Annotated in this window: 18 protein-coding genes and 1 pseudogene; 12 read left to right on the top strand and 7 right to left on the bottom strand. The window is 40.7% G+C overall.

Annotated features, from left to right (window positions below; translation table 11 throughout):
- The first annotated feature begins 9 nt into the window (after positions 1-9).
- The 8 genes and pseudogenes from G4Y78_RS12060 to G4Y78_RS12025 all read left to right on the top strand — a co-directional run.
- On the top strand, positions 10-336 hold the full coding sequence (locus G4Y78_RS12060; RefSeq protein ID WP_163833259.1) for a hypothetical protein: 327 nt from the start codon (positions 10-12) through the stop codon (positions 334-336).
- A gap of 1 nt (position 337) precedes the next feature.
- A complete protein-coding gene (locus G4Y78_RS12055) occupies positions 338-1,339 on the top strand; it encodes a YqaJ viral recombinase family nuclease (protein ID WP_163833258.1) in 1,002 nt (333 codons plus the stop codon).
- A gap of 60 nt (positions 1,340-1,399) precedes the next feature.
- The gene (recT, locus tag G4Y78_RS12050) at positions 1,400-2,266 is read left to right on the top strand and encodes a recombination protein RecT (RefSeq protein WP_163833257.1); all 867 of its coding nucleotides are present in this window, start codon (positions 1,400-1,402) and stop codon (positions 2,264-2,266) included.
- A 57-nt stretch (positions 2,267-2,323) separates the two neighbouring features.
- Positions 2,324-2,662, top strand: coding sequence for a hypothetical protein (locus G4Y78_RS12045; RefSeq protein ID WP_163833256.1), 339 nt, complete (start codon positions 2,324-2,326; stop codon positions 2,660-2,662).
- A 68-nt stretch (positions 2,663-2,730) separates the two neighbouring features.
- On the top strand, positions 2,731-2,961 hold the full coding sequence (locus G4Y78_RS12040) for a hypothetical protein (RefSeq protein ID WP_163833255.1): 231 nt from the start codon (positions 2,731-2,733) through the stop codon (positions 2,959-2,961).
- Between the two features lie 34 nt (positions 2,962-2,995).
- Positions 2,996-3,169 carry a hypothetical protein gene (locus G4Y78_RS12035; RefSeq protein WP_163833254.1) on the top strand — a complete coding sequence of 58 codons (174 nt, stop codon included), beginning with the start codon at positions 2,996-2,998 and terminating at the stop codon, positions 3,167-3,169.
- Between the two features lie 120 nt (positions 3,170-3,289).
- A complete protein-coding gene (locus G4Y78_RS12030; protein ID WP_163830705.1) occupies positions 3,290-4,225 on the top strand; it encodes an IS1595 family transposase in 936 nt (311 codons plus the stop codon).
- Positions 4,226-4,264: 39 nt separating this feature from the next.
- Positions 4,265-4,501, top strand: a pseudogene (locus tag G4Y78_RS12025) (pyocin activator PrtN family protein); the annotation flags it as partial.
- Between the two features lie 10 nt (positions 4,502-4,511).
- On the opposite strand, the gene G4Y78_RS12020 reads toward G4Y78_RS12025, so the two are convergent.
- Positions 4,512-5,561 (bottom strand): tyrosine-type recombinase/integrase, encoded by a 1,050-nt coding sequence (locus tag G4Y78_RS12020; protein ID WP_163833252.1) that lies wholly within the window; start codon positions 5,559-5,561, stop codon positions 4,512-4,514.
- A gap of 132 nt (positions 5,562-5,693) precedes the next feature.
- Here G4Y78_RS12020 and dusA point away from each other — a divergent pair, with 132 nt between their 5' ends.
- Positions 5,694-6,692 carry a tRNA dihydrouridine(20/20a) synthase DusA gene (gene dusA / locus G4Y78_RS12015; protein ID WP_163833251.1) on the top strand — a complete coding sequence of 333 codons (999 nt, stop codon included), beginning with the start codon at positions 5,694-5,696 and terminating at the stop codon, positions 6,690-6,692.
- 101 nt (positions 6,693-6,793) lie between these two features.
- Positions 6,794-7,750 carry a transaldolase gene (gene tal / locus G4Y78_RS12010; RefSeq protein ID WP_163833250.1) on the top strand — a complete coding sequence of 319 codons (957 nt, stop codon included), beginning with the start codon at positions 6,794-6,796 and terminating at the stop codon, positions 7,748-7,750.
- A 48-nt stretch (positions 7,751-7,798) separates the two neighbouring features.
- Here tal and G4Y78_RS12005 read toward each other — a convergent pair whose 3' ends face one another.
- Both G4Y78_RS12005 and G4Y78_RS12000 read right to left on the bottom strand, forming a co-directional pair.
- Positions 7,799-8,284: an STAS domain-containing protein gene (locus G4Y78_RS12005; RefSeq protein ID WP_163833249.1), complete on the bottom strand. Its 486-nt coding sequence runs from the start codon at positions 8,282-8,284 to the stop codon at positions 7,799-7,801.
- Positions 8,281-9,465, bottom strand: a complete 1,185-nt coding sequence (locus G4Y78_RS12000; protein ID WP_163833248.1) for a SpoIIE family protein phosphatase — start codon at positions 9,463-9,465, stop codon at positions 8,281-8,283. Before G4Y78_RS12000 ends, G4Y78_RS12005 begins: the two co-directional genes overlap by 4 nt.
- Before the next feature lie 289 nt (positions 9,466-9,754).
- Here G4Y78_RS12000 and G4Y78_RS11995 point away from each other — a divergent pair, with 289 nt between their 5' ends.
- The gene (locus tag G4Y78_RS11995; RefSeq protein WP_163833247.1) at positions 9,755-10,081 is read left to right on the top strand and encodes a PilZ domain-containing protein; all 327 of its coding nucleotides are present in this window, start codon (positions 9,755-9,757) and stop codon (positions 10,079-10,081) included.
- Positions 10,082-10,318: 237 nt separating this feature from the next.
- Here the strand turns inward: G4Y78_RS11995 and G4Y78_RS11990 are convergent, their stop codons facing one another.
- The 3 genes from G4Y78_RS11990 to G4Y78_RS11980 form a co-directional block, all read right to left on the bottom strand.
- Complete coding sequence (locus G4Y78_RS11990) at positions 10,319-11,002, bottom strand: MlaA family lipoprotein (protein WP_163833246.1); 684 nt, start codon at positions 11,000-11,002, stop codon at positions 10,319-10,321.
- A 268-nt stretch (positions 11,003-11,270) separates the two neighbouring features.
- Complete coding sequence (locus G4Y78_RS11985) at positions 11,271-12,872, bottom strand: alkaline phosphatase (RefSeq protein WP_163833245.1); 1,602 nt, start codon at positions 12,870-12,872, stop codon at positions 11,271-11,273.
- Positions 12,873-13,034: 162 nt separating this feature from the next.
- Positions 13,035-14,180, bottom strand: coding sequence for an IS4 family transposase (locus G4Y78_RS11980; RefSeq protein WP_163832675.1), 1,146 nt, complete (start codon positions 14,178-14,180; stop codon positions 13,035-13,037).
- Between the two features lie 462 nt (positions 14,181-14,642).
- On the opposite strand from G4Y78_RS11980, the gene phnX reads away from it, so the two are divergent.
- Positions 14,643-15,488, top strand: a complete 846-nt coding sequence (phnX, locus tag G4Y78_RS11975) for a phosphonoacetaldehyde hydrolase (RefSeq protein WP_163833244.1) — start codon at positions 14,643-14,645, stop codon at positions 15,486-15,488.
- A 246-nt stretch (positions 15,489-15,734) separates the two neighbouring features.
- On the opposite strand, the gene G4Y78_RS11970 is transcribed toward phnX, so the two are convergent.
- On the bottom strand, positions 15,735-16,670 hold the full coding sequence (locus tag G4Y78_RS11970) for an IS1595 family transposase (protein ID WP_163830705.1): 936 nt from the start codon (positions 16,668-16,670) through the stop codon (positions 15,735-15,737).
- Positions 16,671-17,657 lie beyond the last annotated feature (987 nt).

The following is a 17,657-nucleotide window of genomic DNA, read 5'->3' as shown; positions in this document are numbered from 1 at the left end:
GAGAATATTATGCAATGCCGCGTTATGGCGGACTTAGACCGCTATTACCGAAAAGAGGAACAACTGGAAAAAGCCTTTTTAGCCAAAGAAATTGATATTAAACAAACGGCAAAAGAATTATTAAACGATACTCCAGTCACCCTTTTCGATCAAACCTGGACATTTGATGATGTGTATGACCATGCCGCTGATACAAATCAATTTACTGACATTACTAAACAAATGGCATGCCATACCAATAACCCAAAAGAATTAAATAAAGTACTCAATCAATACCGCCAATTATTAATTGAATCAGCTTTCGAACTGGCATGTGTTATTCATGGAGAAGATTAAAATGGATATTGACGCAAAAATTCATGACGAATATGTCACGGCCCTGGCAGCACAGCATAATGTAGTTGAAATGTCAGAAGAAGAAGCCTGGCACTTTAATCGTCGGATGGGTATGGGTGGTTCAGATATCGGTGCTATTTTAGGGTTAAATCCCTATAAAACCCCACTGCAAGTATGGAAGGAAAAAGTTGGCGAAGCAGGTCCCGATCAAGCAGGTGAGGCTGCTTATTGGGGAACTCAACTAGAACCGGTGGTTGCCCAGGAATATACCAAGCGTACAGGCCATAAAGTACAACGGATCAATCGTATCATTCACCATGCAGACATGCCCTGGATGGCTGCCAATATTGACCGAATTATTTGGCAAAATGGTAAAGCACCGGTCGTTAAAAATGAAATTCGCTCCAAACATTTATTAGAGTGCAAAACTGCGAGTCCTTTTGCTAAAGAATGGGGGGAAGAAAACACCGACGAAATTCCCCACTCTTATTGGCTGCAATGCACTTGGTATCTGGCTGTCTTAAATGCTGATATTTGTGATGTGGCATTATTAAAGGGCGGTCAACAATATTTGCAATACCGGGTTGAGCGTAACCAACAAGTCGAAACCATGATGATCAAACGCGCTCGCCAATTCTGGTTTGATCATGTCATTGCGGGTGTACCCCCTGAACCAACGGCCTTAAATGAAGTGAATGAATTTTTCAAAAAGGATAATGGCCAATCGATTTTAGCTGACCGCGAAACGCAAGTGTCTATTGAAAAATTAAAAGAACTGAAAAGTAAAATTAAGGCTCTCGAAAAACTAGCCGACGTACACGAAACCAAAATAAAAAAATGCCTGGGTGAAGCCGCTATTTTAATTGATAACCACGGTTCTAAATTGGCTACTTGGAAATTGCAAAACGCCAGCCGATTCGATGGCAAAGGTTTTAAAGCAACCCATCCAACACTCGCGAAAAAATTTACTAAAACAAGCGAAAGCCGGGTATTTCGCCTTTAACAAAAGCCCCTCATAACTAGGGTTAAAACAGGAAACGCCACACCGCCAAAGGACAAGACGATGAGTAGAAGCCAACAAATTGCCCAAGCACTTAACCAGCAACCCATAAGCCAAGTTCCCAATAAAAAGCCATTACCTACCACTATTGATGGCATGTTGAAAGACAAGCGGTTTCTCAATCAAATTCAGGCGGCTTTACCTAAGCACATGACACCCGAGCGGATGTCCCGGATTGCCTTGACTGAAATTCGTAAAAATAAAATGCTGGGTGAATGTGATCCCCTTTCCTTATTCGGTGCCATTGTGCAATCGGCTCAACTGGGTTTAGAGGTCGGTTCAGGATTAGGCCACTCCTACCTTATACCCTTTCGCAATCGTCGTGAAAATCGCGTGGATGTACAGTTTATTGTCGGCTATCGCGGTATGATCGACCTAGCCCGTCGCTCAGGCCAGATTATTTCCTTACAAGCGCATGCGGTGTATGAAGGTGACGAATTTGATTTTGCTTATGGTCTGGAAGAACGCCTGCACCATGTACCCACCAGTGACACCCTAAATCGCGGTAGCATGCTGGGTGTTTATGCCCTGGCCAAATTAAAAGACGGCGGCCACCAGATTGAGGTGATGTGGAAGCCTGAAGTAGACGAAGTCCGTCGTCAATCCAAAGCCGCTGACTCTGGTCCCTGGAAAACCCACTATGAAGAAATGGCCAAGAAAACCGTCATCCGTCGTTTATTTAAATACCTGCCTGTTAGTGTCGAAATGCAAAAAGCAGTGACCTTGGAAGAGCAAGCCCATAGCGGTGAAAGCCAAGACCATCAAACCATGTTTGATGAGGTCAATGTTTTCGAAGGTGAATTTAGCAACGAGACTGAAGATAAAAAGGAATTTGTGGATACTGAAACCGGGGAAGTTGTAAATCAATAATATAAAACAAGATCTGCTTTAGTTCCCTCCTTAAACAATTTTAGGACTAAACAAATAATGAATGATAATACACCTTTTAGCAGAACCGTTGCAGAGCTAAGCAAAGGCTGTCTGGATGCAGAATTAACTGAGAAAATAACCAAAGTGGTTAAAGCTGTTAGAAAAACCAAAAAGACAGGTTCAGTTACCTTACAGTTAAAAATAAATATGCTTAATACTGAGGATGAAGATCCTGTAAAAATCACACCGGCGATCAAATTGGTAGTACCTGAAGAAGATCCGATGCAAGATGTTTTATGGTCCACAGAAGATGGTGATTTACTTAAAAATGACCCTGACCAACGTGAATTAGATCTACAAACTATAGAGTCACGAATGTTTAAGCGATTAAATTAATTATGTATTTGTTTAGCAGTTTGCAGTCGCTAAACCCTTTCAATAGCTTCAAAACTAAGGACAGGAAAATGAGCCTCAATACAATTGAAGAAGTGGAATATGCGTTAGCCAAACAGGTCCCTGATATGCAAACTGGTTTTATCATTAAAACCCACTATGGCGACATTGATTTTAACGACATTATCGAATACAGAGGTCATGAGGAACTCAATCGAATAGTTAATTGTATTGAGCGTGTGTTGGAGCATCGGCTAAAAATTTTAAAACTAGATATATGCTCGATTAACACTGCCAAATAATAGCCTAATTAAAAATAAGTTAAGGAATAGAGTCATGAAAAAATGGAGGCCCCGCGAATGCGTTATTCGCATCGATATAAAACACGACTATGACCTTATGAAAGCTTTTGGTAGGGCATACGCTGTCGGTCAAATGGAAATTTCAGCATCGATTGCTAATAAAGCTATTTCAAAAATGATGGCTTCTGTGCAAAACAGTAATCATTAAGCATCATTTAAGGAAGGAAAGCAGCAATGACTTTTAAATTTACCTAATTATCACTATACCTAAGCCATCAACTGCTGTATATTTGAACAGTATGGAAACTTAATTGAGAAGGTATAAATAATGGCTATCAACAAAGTTCAATTTCAAAAAGGCCTGAGTTTAAACGAGTTTCTCAAACAATATGGTACAGAAGAACAATGCTTTAATACCTTATACAAATTGCGATGGCCAGAAGGTTTTCAGTGCCCCAATTGTGGATACGACAAATGCTGTCAACTCACTACTAGAAAGCTTCAGCAGTGCTATAAATGTCACCAGCAAACATCTGTAACTGCAGGTACTATCTTTGAATCAACCAAATTACCATTAAAGACTTGGTTCCAAGGGATGTATTTGATCTCCCAAGACAAAAAAGGTATATCAGCCATAGAATTACATCGCCATTTAGGTATTTCCTATCAAGCTGCCTGGAGAATGAAACATAAGCTCATGAAAGTGATGCAAGAAAGAGAAGGCACCAAGCAATTGTCGGGTTTTATTGAAATTGATGATGCCTATCTTGGTGGCGAGCGTACAGGTTGCAAAAGAGGTAGGGGAGCAGATGGGAAAATACCTTTTGTAGCAGCCGTAGAAACAACAAAACAAGGTCAACCGACACGAATTAAACTGAGCATTTTAAAAGGGTTTAATAAAGAAGAGATAACGGCTTGGAGTAGGCAGAATTTGGCCAAGGGCAGTACCGTAATCTCCGATGGACTGGCCTGTTTTAATGGTGTCATAGAAGCAGGTTGTCTTCATGATAAAATTGTATGCGGTGGTGGTCGTGCATCAGTAGAGGAACCTGAATTTTATTGGGTTAACACCATCCTTGGAAACTTAAAAAGTGCTTTACGTAGCACTTATCATGCTATTCGCGCTAAATATGCACAACGTTATCTTGCTGAATTTCAGTATCGATTTAATCGAAGATTTAGCTTAGTAGAATTTATTCCTAGGCTAGCATTTGTAGCACTGAGAACACCTCCACTACCAGGTAAGCTACTAAATATAGCTTAGGTATGATGATAATTAGGTAAATTTAATACCGTTTTATTATTAATGGCTGAGTATGGTACCACTGTTATCCCTCTCAATGAAGTGTGTGAAAAATATTTAGGATTAACGCCACAAACGGCTAATTACCGTGCTAGTACTCATCAATTGCCGTTTAATACCTTTCGGGTAGGTAAAACGAATAAAGCCCCACGTATGGTGCATATTGAGGATTTAGCTCATTATATTGAAGAGCAACAAAAACATGCCCAAAGTGAATGGGACAAAATGAATTGCTAGCGGGTTTCCGCTAGCGATGTAACGATTCCGGTTTAATCTGAGTGTACCGACGTAGCATGTTCCAGTCCTTATGCCCAGTCACCAATGCCACTTCCTGAATATCATATCCCTGCTCAAAGAGCCTACTCGCTGCCTCATGACGAAGGTCATGAAAACGTAAGTCGTGTATACCCAAACTCCGCACCACACGTGTAAAGGCAGCCCCTACAGATTTAGAGTTATAGGGAAAAATCAGATCCGACACCTGGGGTTGTTTGAGAACAATACCCAATGCCTTACCCAACAGCGGCACTTCCTGGTGATTGTTGTGTTTATTTTTTGGATCTTTCCGCTCACGGATAACAATCGTTTTCTTGTCCAGATTCAGGTCTTCCCAGCGCAAGCTGCAGATTTCGTTTTGCCGCATAGCCGTTTCGATAGCAAATTCAAAAATATCACTCATTGGAATATTTGCTTGTCGATTTGAGAATCTTTCTTTAAAGGCTGCTGACAACTGATTGATTTCGTCGGGTGTAACTCGTCGATCACGTCGACTCGATTTACCGATAAGCCCCAACTGATTAAGTACTGGTCTTGCAGCATCAATCGCACCTGAGGTAATAGGCATCCCCCATGCTGCTTGGCAAAGGCTGAATATGGTTCTTAGGTAAGTCACATCCTGGCTAACCGTAGCCGGACCTGCTCCTTCAGACTGACGAATCTTGCAATGATCGATTACATCACTGCTAGTTAGCTCTACCGCTGATTTCCTACCAAGATCAGAACATCTCAACTGCTCCAAGGTATAACGCTTGCTTCGCCCTAATCGCTTAATTGGGTCAACTTCTTGGATGTAGCGTTCAATCAACTCTGCAACCGTGACCTTGGCTACCTTCAGTTTTTCAATACCATCCGTAGTCTGAAGCTCTAATTCCCGCTTCTTCCCCCAAGCTTTGGCCAGCCTTTCCCGGTCAAAAGTGCGCGATTCAGAATAGACAATCTTGCCTTTCCACTTTACTCTCACCACGGCCCGATAAGCGACATTTCCATTTGCACGTGGACGCTTTACAATGGTCAACATTTAATCAGCCTCGTAGCGGTGTACCATTTCTTATATGGTACACTAAATGGTACACCGAAGGGTGAAAAACAGCGATTTTCTGAGACTTTTTAGTCAACTGTTTGAATAATTTAAGATAGCTAACTTATTGAAATGCAAACGAAAAGCAGTAAAACCTTGAACCGAACTTTTGCCGTTGCACCCATGATGGATTGGACGGATCGTCATGCACGCTATTTTCTTCGTTTAATTTCTAAGCACAGCCTGCTGTATACTGAAATGGTGACCACAGGAGCCATTCTTCATGGAGATCGTCAACGTTTTTTAGACTTTAATGCTGAAGAACACCCCCTAGCTATCCAGCTAGGGGGCCATGAACCAGATGAACTGGCTAAGTGCGCCAAAATCGCTGAAGAATGGGGCTATGATGAGGTTAATTTAAATGTTGGCTGCCCCAGTGACCGAGTCCAAAATGGGCGCATTGGTGCCTGCCTGATGGCTGAGCCGAAAACGGTAGCTGACTGCATTAAAGCTATGCAAGACGCTTGTTCAGTGCCTGTTACTGTTAAACACCGGATTGGAATTAATGGCCAGGAGTCTTTTGAGCAGCTTGTTGAGTTTGTTTCAACGATAGCTGAAACTGGCTGTGACACCTTCATTGTCCATGCTCGGATTGCCATCTTGGAAGGCCTTTCTCCTAAAGAGAACCGAGAAATTCCACCACTGAAGTATGATTGGGTTTATCAACTCAAGTCACTATTTCCTAGTCTAAGCATCATTATCAATGGCGGAATCACCACCCTAGGCCAGGTTCAGGAGCACCTTATTCATGTGGATGGGGTGATGGTAGGCCGAGCAGCTTATCAAACACCTTACCTATTAGCAGATGTTGATAAATTACTTTATCAATGCAAAAAACCAGCGCCAAACCGCCACCAGGTCATAGAACAATTTATTCCTTATATAGAACAGCAGATGGCTACTGGTACCAGGCTACACCACCTGACACGACATATTTTGGGTTTATTCCAAGGTTTACCTGGTGCACGGCTGTTCAGGCGCCACTTAAGCGAAAACACCCACAAACCAAATGCCTCAATTGATGTATTGAAAACCGCCTTAAGCAAGTGCACAGAACTTTCTCTTACATAGCCTAACTTTATAAATATTCAGGCTTAGTCCATGTTATGATAAATAGAGTCAGTTAATGAGCAACTCAAATAAATAAGTCATTTGAAAACACTAGGTATTTTATGAGTAACCAACTAGCTCAGCTTAAAACAATGACAACGGTTGTAGCAGATACAGGTGATATAGAAGCGATTAAACGTTATCAACCAGTTGACGCGACCACCAACCCTTCGCTGCTATTGAAAGCCGCTGCTTTACCTCGATATCAACCACTACTTAAAGAAGCTATTCAGTGGGCTAAACAGCGAGGAGGCAACAATCAGGAAATGCTGGCCAATACTGTTGATAAACTGGCAGTTTCCATTGGCTGTGAAATTCTAAAAGTGATTCCTGGTCGTATTTCCACAGAAGTAGATGCAAGGCTTTCATTTGATACCCAAGCCTCCATCAACAAAGCCAAACAACTGATTGACTTATATCAAGTAGCCGGTATTGATAAAGAACGCATCCTGATCAAAATTGCCTCTACCTGGGAAGGTATCGAAGCCGCTCGGGTATTAGAAAAAGAAGGTATTGAGTGCAACCTAACACTGATGTTTAGTTTTGCCCAAGCAGCCGCTTGCGCAGATGCAGGAGCGTTCCTAATTTCACCTTTTGTTGGTCGTATTTTGGACTGGTATAAAAAAGTCTCAGGCAAAGACCATTACTCTGCTCATGAAGATCCAGGGGTTTTATCAGTTACCCAAATTTATAACTACTACAAGCAGTTTGGTTACAACACAGTGGTGATGGGTGCCAGCTTCCGTAATATCGGTGAAATACAACAACTGGCAGGCTGTGACCGTCTCACTATCAGCCCACAGTTACTGGCTGAGCTAGAAGCGACTGAAGATCCACTAGAAAGAAAACTGAATGCAGAGAATTGCGGTGCCCAATACGAAAAGTATGCCGTTAGCGAACAGCAATTCCGCTGGGATATGAATGAAGATGCTATGGCTACTGAAAAACTGGCTGAAGGCATTCGAAACTTTGCGGCAGACCAAGTCAAACTTGAAAAACAATTGGCTCAGCTAGGCTAATATAACATGCTTATTGCCTCTAGTTTACAGGGGTAATAAGCTTGACCATTAACTATCACACTCCAAGCTTTTTACTAAGTCTTTGAAAGTATTGCGATTTTTTTCATTTAAGCTCATCAATACTTTATGAGCATCAAGCACTTTTTCCTTCGCCACTTGCTCTGAGCATTCCTGACAAGGCAGCTCGTTCATTGCCTGATTTTCTTGAAGTTGATCTCTTACCAAAATAAATACCTGATCAAATCCCATACTTAACAAGACTCGATTAATATCTTCATTAGTTGAGACAATGGTTGGTATCAACCCAAAGCGCCTTTTGGCTTGAATGGAAAGCTTGGCAAGCAGCCCCAGTGAAGTACTATCAATACCTTCAGTTTCGGTTAAGTCAACTATCACTGAACGAAAGTCTGGCTGAGCGAACATTTTATCGAGGAAGGTATCCAGCGTAGAACAAAGGGTTAGCCGCACGTCACCTACAAACTTTAAAATGTAAGTGCCTTCACTCTCAGCAAACTGAATTTTACCTACAGTCATGACATATTCCTGGCCAATACCAGCACCGCAATATCATCAGGCGCATCTTTTAGCTGCTTAAGCTCTAACGCCTCAATTAAGGCTTCAACGGTAATGGCCCCACCTCTAATCACTGACAACAAATATTCTTCTTTGTCTTTTAATTTAGCATGTGGAAGTACTTCAATGATGCCATCAGAAAAAGTTATTAGCGCAAACCTTTCTGGTAACTCCATAGTAAAGTCGTTATAGGTAGCATCATCAAATAATCCCACTGGCAACCCATACCCTTCAAGATAGGCAACCTCTTTATCAGTTGCCAATATTGGAAAGGGAAAGTGTCCCCCAAATGCATACGTTAGCGTATTTGCTTTAGTATCAACAATACCGCCAAACATCGTAACATGTTTACCTAGGTCGGTATTAAGTAGGCCACGATTGATATAGCTAAACACCTCAGAAGGCTTGATTAAATTATCACTTTTTCGACTAGCATACTCACGCTTAAGCCGAGTAGACATATGCTTAAGCAACACTGTAACAAATGCTGAAGAAGCACCATGCCCAGAAACATCGGCTAAATAAAAAGCAAACTGGTGATCTGATAAACGAAAATAATCAACAAAGTCACCACTTAAATAAAGCGAAGGGCTGATATGGTGAGATAACTGATAATCTAAATAACGATAGGGAGTTGCCGGCAACATTTTCATTTGCACCTGCCGTCCGGCTTTTTGATCGGCTTGAAGTTCTTCCAAGCTTTCGCGTAAGGTTTGGATAGCCTCTTCCAGGCTTTCCCGGTAGCGCTGGTTATCTTTCACAAGCTGTGCATTTTCAAGCGCACGATTGACGGAATGCTCAAGCACTTCTAAATCAACAATGGGTTTAATCAGGTAATCACTGGCACCTAACCTGAGCGCCTCAACTACATCCGACATAACCCCCGCCCCAGAAACCACAATAACCGGTGTCTCGGGTGACTTTTCTCTAATCTGCTTAAGCACTCCCAAGCCATCAAGCTTTGGCATTCTAAGATCACAAATCACTAGATCAGGGTGATGTTCATCAAAAACTGCCAGCCCACGCACACCATTTTCGGCTTCTAGAATACTAAAGCCACTATCTTCTAGATAAGCCACAACACTCTCACGCACTGTGGTTTCATCATCTATAACTAGCAGTGTGTTGCTTTCCACCGCCATAAGGCGTCCTTTATATTCTTTACTTGTTTACTGCTTTTTGATGAAAAGCTTTTTGTCATCATTTTTGCAACCAAGCTTTCAAAAACAGGGTAAAACACCAGCTAATCAACAGCGCCTAACGCGAACCGGCACACCTTACTCTTTTCTTAATCGAACAGCAAGCGCTTTAAAACTGTGTTATTCCTTAGCATAAACCAGTTATCCTTTGTTCGTTATAATAGAGGCTTTGACAGAAAGAAAAATGCCGAGTATAAGGATTGTACAACTACTATAAAAGTGAGGGACAATAATGGCTTTGAGCAACAGACTCTATAGTGAAAAAAGAGGTTTTATCCGCATGGTGATGGACACACCTGCCTCACTCTCTCACGGTGAGCCTCGCCAAACATTTTCTGTCCACTGTCGCAACTTAAGTAGTTCAGGAATCATGATCGAGTATCACTCGCCATTACCGGTAGGAGACAGGGTTGAAATCACCATACCATCAGAACGCCCAGAATTCCCTGACTTTAAAGCAGAAGCTGAAGTGATAAGATCTGATATTACTGATGATAAACAAAGTGAGGAGGATGAAACCCTTTATCAAATCGCTCTAAAAATCCATAAAATTATTTAGTACTGACTAAATACTGGTCCAGAGGTACATGCCTTTCGCAAAAATAACAAGCCTGAAATATGATAGACAACTATTCAGGTGTTTATATAAGACAAATAGTGACTTTGTCAGGTAGGGTGGTCCAGTATTATTTATTTTCATGGCTGGAATTGCAGAAGGCCAGTTATACCGACCTTCTCAGAAAGGGCATCCCATCAAATCAATGTGGTTTATTGATCAACTAGCCACAACCTCTAGCTAGAAGTCATCCTCAGGCTGCTGACCCGTTAACAGGAATGCACGGTTTTGTAGATAAGTGTTACGGATAAATGTGTACTTATCCCCCACTATTAAGTCTTCTGCCTTCAATAAGCCTGAACGGGTATCTATAACATTCATTAACATTAAACCATTACGAACAGGCACATCCTCGATATGGGTAACCGGATTAAGCTGGGAATCGGGGATTAAGCCAACTGCAGAACGAACAGTATGAGGTCCAAAGAATGGCAGCACAAGATAATTGCCCTGAGGTACCTGCCAATGCCCCAAGGTTAATCCAAAATCTTGATATTTTTTTTCCAACCCAAACTCACTGGCTACGTCAAGCAAACCTAACATACCTACTGTTGAATTGACTACCAAACGACCAGAGTCATTTAACGCCTGCTTGCCTTCCAGTTGCAGCAAGTCATTCACCACATTACGTACTTCACCCAAATTATCAAAAAAGTTACTCACCAAACCTTCTACTGGATCAGGTGTAATGTATTGATAGCCTTGTGTAATAGGTTTAAGCGCATAAGTATCAATAGTCTCATTAAATGCAAAGATTGAGCGATTAAACCCTTCCCAAGGATCTTGATCGTTATTAGCAAGCACTGGAGCCGCGTAGAAAAAACTACAGCAAGTGAGTGCAAGCCATTTTCTTGCAAATTGCATCAAGCTTTAACCTCGTTCAAACCGAACAAAATCAGGTTACCTTTATATAAAGAGTGGAATATAACAGTTTTACAACAACCAGAAAAACATTTTACAGTAAATTACTGTGCTGATCACAAACTAAAACCCAATACACCAGATCAAAAAACAGACTACACCCATCGTCTTTAAGCACAGACTCCAAACAGGATTAGTATTTTGAGGTCTTATTATAGTGTATAGAATATGCCCTGCCTTTCCTCTAACTAAGAAAAGGCAAGGCTGTCCTTTACCTTAAAGCAGACTTCAGTTTCCGTCCAATATCAGTATGGTGTTGGATAGTTGCAAAGCTTTTGGTGAGTTGTTCAGGCCCATAAGCTAACACGGCAACTGGGGTATGAGTATGGGTACCAGTACCCCACACTACATTTTGTTGTTCCGCTAACTCACGCCCTAACAGGTTAAACTTCACCTCATCGCCATAAACATAAAATGCTTTAAAGTCAGTCACTTTAGGGAACTGCTTTAAGCTAAGGTATTTATGGTCAGGTTGATAATAGGTGTTATTTTCTGTGGCTAAAATTCGTTCAGCCTGAGCTTCAGTAATTTTAAACTCACTGTTTGCATTAATAATTTTCACTAGTGCTTTTGCACTTTGTTGATCTTTGGAAAGTGTCCAAAACTCCGCAAACATTGCATTAAAGCTCTTCTGTTGAGCAAATAGCCTATCTAAAATTGCAGGGCTACCAAAGTTGAAATTAGGTTTAAACTTAATCCCTTTAAAAGCGTTACCCGGTAAGGCCTTGGCTTTTGGTAAATTAGCGGCAGAATAACTAAACCCAAACGAGCCTGTTTCATGGTCAGCTGTTAGTACCACTAAAGTATCATCACGGTCTTTAACCCATTCCACAACAGCGGCCACCGCCTCATCAAACTTGAGCATTTCATGTAACATTGTGCCAGCATCATTATTGTGGCCCGCCCAGTCGATTTGACCACCTTCGACCATCAAAAAGAAACCATCAGGATCATTGGCTAAAACAGCTAATGCTTTTTTAGTCATTTCACGCAAGCTGGGCTCACGACGCTTTGGATCATCTTTCGCTTTACTATAGGCAATACCATCCAACATGCCTGAGCTACTAAACAAGCCTAATACTTTGCCATTATTATTAGCCGCTGAGAGTTGATCACGATCAAAAGCCAGTTGATATCCCGCCTGCTTGGCTTCAGCTAATAAGTTTCGGTTATCTTTTCGTTTAGACTTTAGACTAATCTTGTCACCTACCAATGTTACGAGTTGATCATGGGTTTTCCCTGGTTTACCAGCATCTGTTGGAATCCAGTGGCGTAATCCACCTGATAGCATGACATCTGGCGCCGTTGCCAACATATTTTCAGCAATTTTATTTTCCAGTGAACGATGCGGTTGATGAGCTGCAAACGAAGCAGGGGTTGCATGGGTTAAGCGAGTGTCAGATACCAATCCAGTTGCTTTACCTGCTTTTTTCGCCTGTTCTAAAATGGTTTCTATGGAATTTCCTTGAACATCCAAACCAATCATCTCAGAACCTGCTGGGACCCCGGTTGCCAATTGCGTGGCGGAACTGGCTGAGTCAACCACAATAGCGCTAGCAGGGTTATGCATCGATAACCCTATCACGCCCCTATCAGCTAAATGGGACATTGCCGTTTTCCCTTGCTGATATCGAGAATTAGGTGCTTGCCTTGCATAAGCTTCTAGTAGCCCCATTTGCTGAGGCCCCATACCATCTCCAATCAGTAGGATGATGTTTTTAATTTTTATTTCTGCAGCATCAACAGTCGCTACACTAATGGCACAAGTCGCAGCCAAACATAAATTGGCCAGCCATTTTTTTTGCCCTACCATCGTTATTACTCCCCCTAAAATTTAATGCAGTTAGCAACTAAAAAATCATGGGTTAATATGCTCACAAAACATTACATTTAGATGAAAGTTTTTTGTTTGACTGAGTAGTATTGGTATTAAATCAAGTAATAATGGCTAAATGACATCACTGCTGTCCCACATTTACAGCATCCTCATTTGCTTATGATCATCTGTATTATTCGGTGGTGAGGGTGTAAATAATGCTTTAAGCTCTCTACGCTCAAACAAAGTGAGTTGTATGAGTCGAGCTATTTGAGTGATCGATAGTGTTATTCCATGAGAAAATTTTAGATAAGCGACGAGCAAATAAGCACACATGGCTACCCATATCTGGGTTAACACGGCATTTTTAGAGGTACCGACAAACGATTTTATCTTTAGGTTTTGCTTTATCCACTTAAAAAATAGCTCTATTTTCCAGCGTTCTTTGTAAATAGCTGCAATGGTGCTGGCTGCGAGCTTACTATTATTAGTTAAAAAGTAATATTGGTTGCCAGTCTCTGGGCATTTAAAACCGATACGACGTAAATGACCTTTATAAACAGCCCCTTGTTGGCTAGTCAACTGAATGTGCTGATCAGAAGTGACTGTACTGCTATTGTCGGTAGGCTGGCGCTTTAGTACACGGTATTTGGCTTGCTTTTTTAGTCGGGTTACAAAGAAGATTCCTTGCTCATTTAAAGTATTAAACCAGCGATAATCAGTGTAGCCACGGTCTACAGCAAGAATACTCCCCTTGGGGAGATCAAGGCTGCGTGCTATCTGTATTTCATGACATTTCCCTTCAGTAATACTCATAAATGCAGGCAAGTAGCCATTATGATCAAACCCAACATGTAACTTGATAGCACCTTTACTTTTTCGAAAATCTGCCCAAGGAAACATGGATAAACACAAGTCGATCACTGATGCATCAAGAGAATACAATGGATTTTTAAAACGAAACTTATGCCCTGGCCGATGATGATGACATTTATTTAATAGCTTATAAAACAAGGCTTCATAAAGCGTAGCGGGTTGCTGTTCATTGACACGGGCCAAACTACTTCTGGTGATATTTCCAATACCATGGTGATAGCGTTTATGCTGCTGAATCGATAGGTGATCAATGATGTCACGCAAACTATTGCGACCTGAGAGTTGACCAAATAATAGCGCAACAAACTGCCCCCACCGAGTCATTTTACGTAGCCGTTGACCCGTATGATGCTGATTGGCTAGTGATTCAAACTCATGTCTAGAAAGCAACTGAAGTATTTGGTGCAAGATTGTGTTACGATGAGCCAAGGCTTAAATCCTCTGGTTTTGCAGTGTTTGGTTGCACTCTCATTGTAACAACTTATGGGGACTTAAGCCTTTTTTGTTTCAATCTTATGGGACAGCAGTGAAATGACATAAAAGTTTTCATATAGCAAGCGTAATCGCCTTCATGGGATTGTCACTTTGTTTTTATATAGTATTATTGGGAAGTTTTACATATAGCGTGTAGCGTCTATCATTGGAATGCACACCCACTGAAGCTCTATTTACATACCACAACCATTAGACAATGGATGGTCAATTTTGAATTGGGAAACTAGGGTTTTTTTAACTATCCGGCTACACTATCTTAAAGCCTTCATGACTTTTTACTAGGAGTATTACTTGTACAGTTACTAAACTGATTGGTAGGATAAGCCCAACACTAAAGTAGGTTATTTGTCGTCTGCCGGACGCTGTAGCAGCCGCTAACTAATAAGGAACATAATAATGCAGGAGCAACCTAAGAGTTACAGCAATCAGCGCAAATATATTGGCAAAGTCCAAGGTGTCATCTTTGATCTCGCTGGAACCCTCATTGACTTTGGCGCGATGGCCCCCGTAAAAGCACTTCAAGCCACCTTTGCTGATCACCAACTCGACTTGCCAGAATCACTCGTTCGCCAACTAAATACTGCTGATTACCAACAGCAAATTAAGCAGTTATTAGATGACCCAGCAATTACTGAAGCTTGGTCTAAAGAGCATGGTCGGCTTCCCAGTCATGAAGATATAGAAAAATTACATGAAAAGTTTATTCTCCATCAGATGAAAGCTATTTTAAGTCATGCAGAACTGACTCCAGGCACTACTGAACTGGTAAAACAGCTAACCAAACAAGGCATCAAATTAGGCATTAATACAGAATACAGCCGTAGCCTTGTAGCAGACCTATTACCAGAATTACAAAATCAAGGAGTAACCTTCACCAGTATTGTTTGTGCCAATGAAGTATCCCGTAACCGTCCTTGTCCACAAATGAGTTTAAAAAACGCTATTGAGTTAGATGTTGGGCATATCCATGCTTGCGTTAAAGTTGACGATAGCGAAGCTGGTATCGAAGAAGGTTTAAATGCAGGCATGTGGACAGTTGCTGTTGCAATCAGTGGGTGTAAACTCGGCAAAAGCTGGGAAGAATGGCAAGCTCTTGATAATACTGAACAAGATGCCTTAAGAAGCTCTGCGACTATCCAACTCTATCGTGCTGGTGCCCATTATGTCATAGATACGATTAAAGACCTGCCTGCCTGTTTAACCGATATAGAGCAGCGATTAAAACGAGGAGAAAAGCCTTAAGCAGCAACCTCCTACTACAGCTTAAGTATTTTTGGCATTATTATTAATCATAGGTCTTGTCTTATTCCTCTGGACAATACCTGTGATTAACCTTTAGCTTGCCGCTTAAATATTGAGCAAATAATAATGGCAGGCTTATTTTGTCCGACAACAACCACAACCCTTAACAGTGATAACCAAACTAGTACCCTATAATAACGATAACGTCTTACCTTAGAGCATAACTTTTCCTAATTATCATCATACCTAAGCTATATTTAGTAGCTTACCTGGTAGTGGAGGTGTTCTCAGTGCTACAAATGCTAGCCTAGGAATAAATTCTACTAAGCTAAATCTTCGATTAAATCGATACTGAAATTCAGCAAGATAACGTTGTGCATATTTAGCGCGAATAGCATGATAAGTACTACGTAAAGCACTTTTTAAGTTTCCAAGGATGGTGTTAACCCAATAAAATTCAGGTTCCTCTACTGATGCACGACCACCACCGCATACAATTTTATCATGAAGACAACCTGCTTCTATGACACCATTAAAACAGGCCAGTCCATCGGAGATTACGGTACTGCCCTTGGCCAAATTCTGCCTACTCCAAGCCGTTATCTCTTCTTTATTAAACCCTTTTAAAATGCTCAGTTTAATTCGTGTCGGTTGACCTTGTTTTGTTGTTTCTACGGCTGCTACAAAAGGTATTTTCCCATCTGCTCCCCTACCTCTTTTGCAACCTGTACGCTCACCACCAAGATAGGCATCATCAATTTCAATAAAACCCGACAATTGCTTGGTGCCTTCTCTTTCTTGCATCACTTTCATGAGCTTATGTTTCATTCTCCAGGCAGCTTGATAGGAAATACCTAAATGGCGATGTAATTCTATGGCTGATATACCTTTTTTGTCTTGGGAGATCAAATACATCCCTTGGAACCAAGTCTTTAATGGTAATTTGGTTGATTCAAAGATAGTACCTGCAGTTACAGATGTTTGCTGGTGACATTTATAGCACTGCTGAAGCTTTCTAGTAGTGAGTTGACAGCATTTGTCGTATCCACAATTGGGGCACTGAAAACCTTCTGGCCATCGCAATTTGTATAAGGTATTAAAGCATTGTTCTTCTGTACCATATTGTTTGAGAAACTCGTTTAAACTCAGGCCTTTTTGAAATTGAACTTTGTTGATAGCCATTATTTATACCTTCTCAATTAAGTTTCCATGCTGTTCAAATATACAGCAGTTAATGGCTTAGGTATAGTGATAATTAGGTAACTTTTTAATCAGGCTCGCTGCCCTCTCTTACTATTTTTTAAACCAAAGTCATCCTTCAAACTCTAGCTAGGGATACATACGTAAAGCTAAGTACTTCGACTTATGTCTATAAAGACAACTGTCTTAAGTCGTTTACTATTAAATATAAAAAACTGACAACTATATAGTCAAAACAAATGGCTTTTAGGGGGGTAACTTTCTTTCTACTGTGAAGTTAGCGATATCAACCTTATTAATTGAAGTAAAAAGTGCTGGCAGGGCCGTTGAACGATGAAGCCCTATGAGTTTATGTTTTTATACATGATTAGGGTGAAAAGTAACAACAAACCCTAAAAGTTATTCACGAAGAATATAAATCTTTATCTGCTTCGCTGGAGATTATTAGCTATAGCGAAAACGAAGGGTTAATACACATTTATCATTTTAGTTTTACTAATTAAAAGTTTTATCTATTAAAAAACAAAAAATCCTGACCAAATAAACAAGTTTTTTCATTAAAACATTAGACCCAGATATATTTAAACTTTCTTATATTAATAATCCTCTATTTACAGAAACTAAAAGATTAGCAACAAAAAAGTTGGCAGAACAGAAAAGACAATGCTAAGGTTGCCCGGCTAATTGGTATGCTACTCATGCGTTCATTATATAGCCATTTTTTTCAATACTCAGTCATACTAATGAATCTCGTTAATCTTAATTAAACAGATACGATGCATAATTAACGCAGGCTACTCCTATCAGTTAAGTAAGACTGGTGTGCATGGCTGTGTAAAAAAAACAGTAAGCAATCATCGTACGCTTTTATTAGAGTCAGCGTGTTTCTTAATTGCGGTTAGTTATTGAACGGTGCTATTTAATAAAAATGATAGTAGCAAAGAAAAATAAAAAATTTAAAAAAATACC

This window comes from Spartinivicinus ruber, from assembly GCF_011009015.1.
Classification (GTDB): Bacteria; Pseudomonadota; Gammaproteobacteria; order Pseudomonadales; family Zooshikellaceae; genus Spartinivicinus; species Spartinivicinus ruber.
The sequence above is the reverse complement of the archived record's forward strand: the minus strand, read 5'-3'. Positions and strand labels throughout refer to the sequence as shown.

What these genes read in the sequence shown, in the direction of transcription:
- recT (WP_163833257.1), top strand. Translation starts at nt 1,400, where the DNA reads ATGAGTAGAAGCCAACAAATTGCCCAAGCACTTAACCAGCAACCCATA.
- G4Y78_RS12005 (WP_163833249.1), bottom strand. Translation starts at nt 8,284, where the DNA reads ATGACTGTAGGTAAAATTCAGTTTGCTGAGAGTGAAGGCACTTACATT.
- tal (WP_163833250.1), top strand. Translation starts at nt 6,794, where the DNA reads ATGAGTAACCAACTAGCTCAGCTTAAAACAATGACAACGGTTGTAGCA.
- G4Y78_RS11985 (WP_163833245.1), bottom strand. Translation starts at nt 12,872, where the DNA reads ATGGTAGGGCAAAAAAAATGGCTGGCCAATTTATGTTTGGCTGCGACT.
- G4Y78_RS11970 (WP_163830705.1), bottom strand. Translation starts at nt 16,670, where the DNA reads ATGGCTATCAACAAAGTTCAATTTCAAAAAGGCCTGAGTTTAAACGAG.
- dusA (WP_163833251.1), top strand. Translation starts at nt 5,694, where the DNA reads ATGCAAACGAAAAGCAGTAAAACCTTGAACCGAACTTTTGCCGTTGCA.
- G4Y78_RS12035 (WP_163833254.1), top strand. Translation starts at nt 2,996, where the DNA reads ATGAAAAAATGGAGGCCCCGCGAATGCGTTATTCGCATCGATATAAAA.
- G4Y78_RS11990 (WP_163833246.1), bottom strand. Translation starts at nt 11,002, where the DNA reads ATGCAATTTGCAAGAAAATGGCTTGCACTCACTTGCTGTAGTTTTTTC.
- G4Y78_RS12045 (WP_163833256.1), top strand. Translation starts at nt 2,324, where the DNA reads ATGAATGATAATACACCTTTTAGCAGAACCGTTGCAGAGCTAAGCAAA.
- phnX (WP_163833244.1), top strand. Translation starts at nt 14,643, where the DNA reads ATGCAGGAGCAACCTAAGAGTTACAGCAATCAGCGCAAATATATTGGC.
- G4Y78_RS12060 (WP_163833259.1), top strand. Translation starts at nt 10, where the DNA reads ATGCAATGCCGCGTTATGGCGGACTTAGACCGCTATTACCGAAAAGAG.
- G4Y78_RS12040 (WP_163833255.1), top strand. Translation starts at nt 2,731, where the DNA reads ATGAGCCTCAATACAATTGAAGAAGTGGAATATGCGTTAGCCAAACAG.
- G4Y78_RS12055 (WP_163833258.1), top strand. Translation starts at nt 338, where the DNA reads ATGGATATTGACGCAAAAATTCATGACGAATATGTCACGGCCCTGGCA.
- G4Y78_RS12030 (WP_163830705.1), top strand. Translation starts at nt 3,290, where the DNA reads ATGGCTATCAACAAAGTTCAATTTCAAAAAGGCCTGAGTTTAAACGAG.
- G4Y78_RS11995 (WP_163833247.1), top strand. Translation starts at nt 9,755, where the DNA reads ATGGCTTTGAGCAACAGACTCTATAGTGAAAAAAGAGGTTTTATCCGC.
- G4Y78_RS12000 (WP_163833248.1), bottom strand. Translation starts at nt 9,465, where the DNA reads ATGGCGGTGGAAAGCAACACACTGCTAGTTATAGATGATGAAACCACA.
- G4Y78_RS12020 (WP_163833252.1), bottom strand. Translation starts at nt 5,561, where the DNA reads ATGTTGACCATTGTAAAGCGTCCACGTGCAAATGGAAATGTCGCTTAT.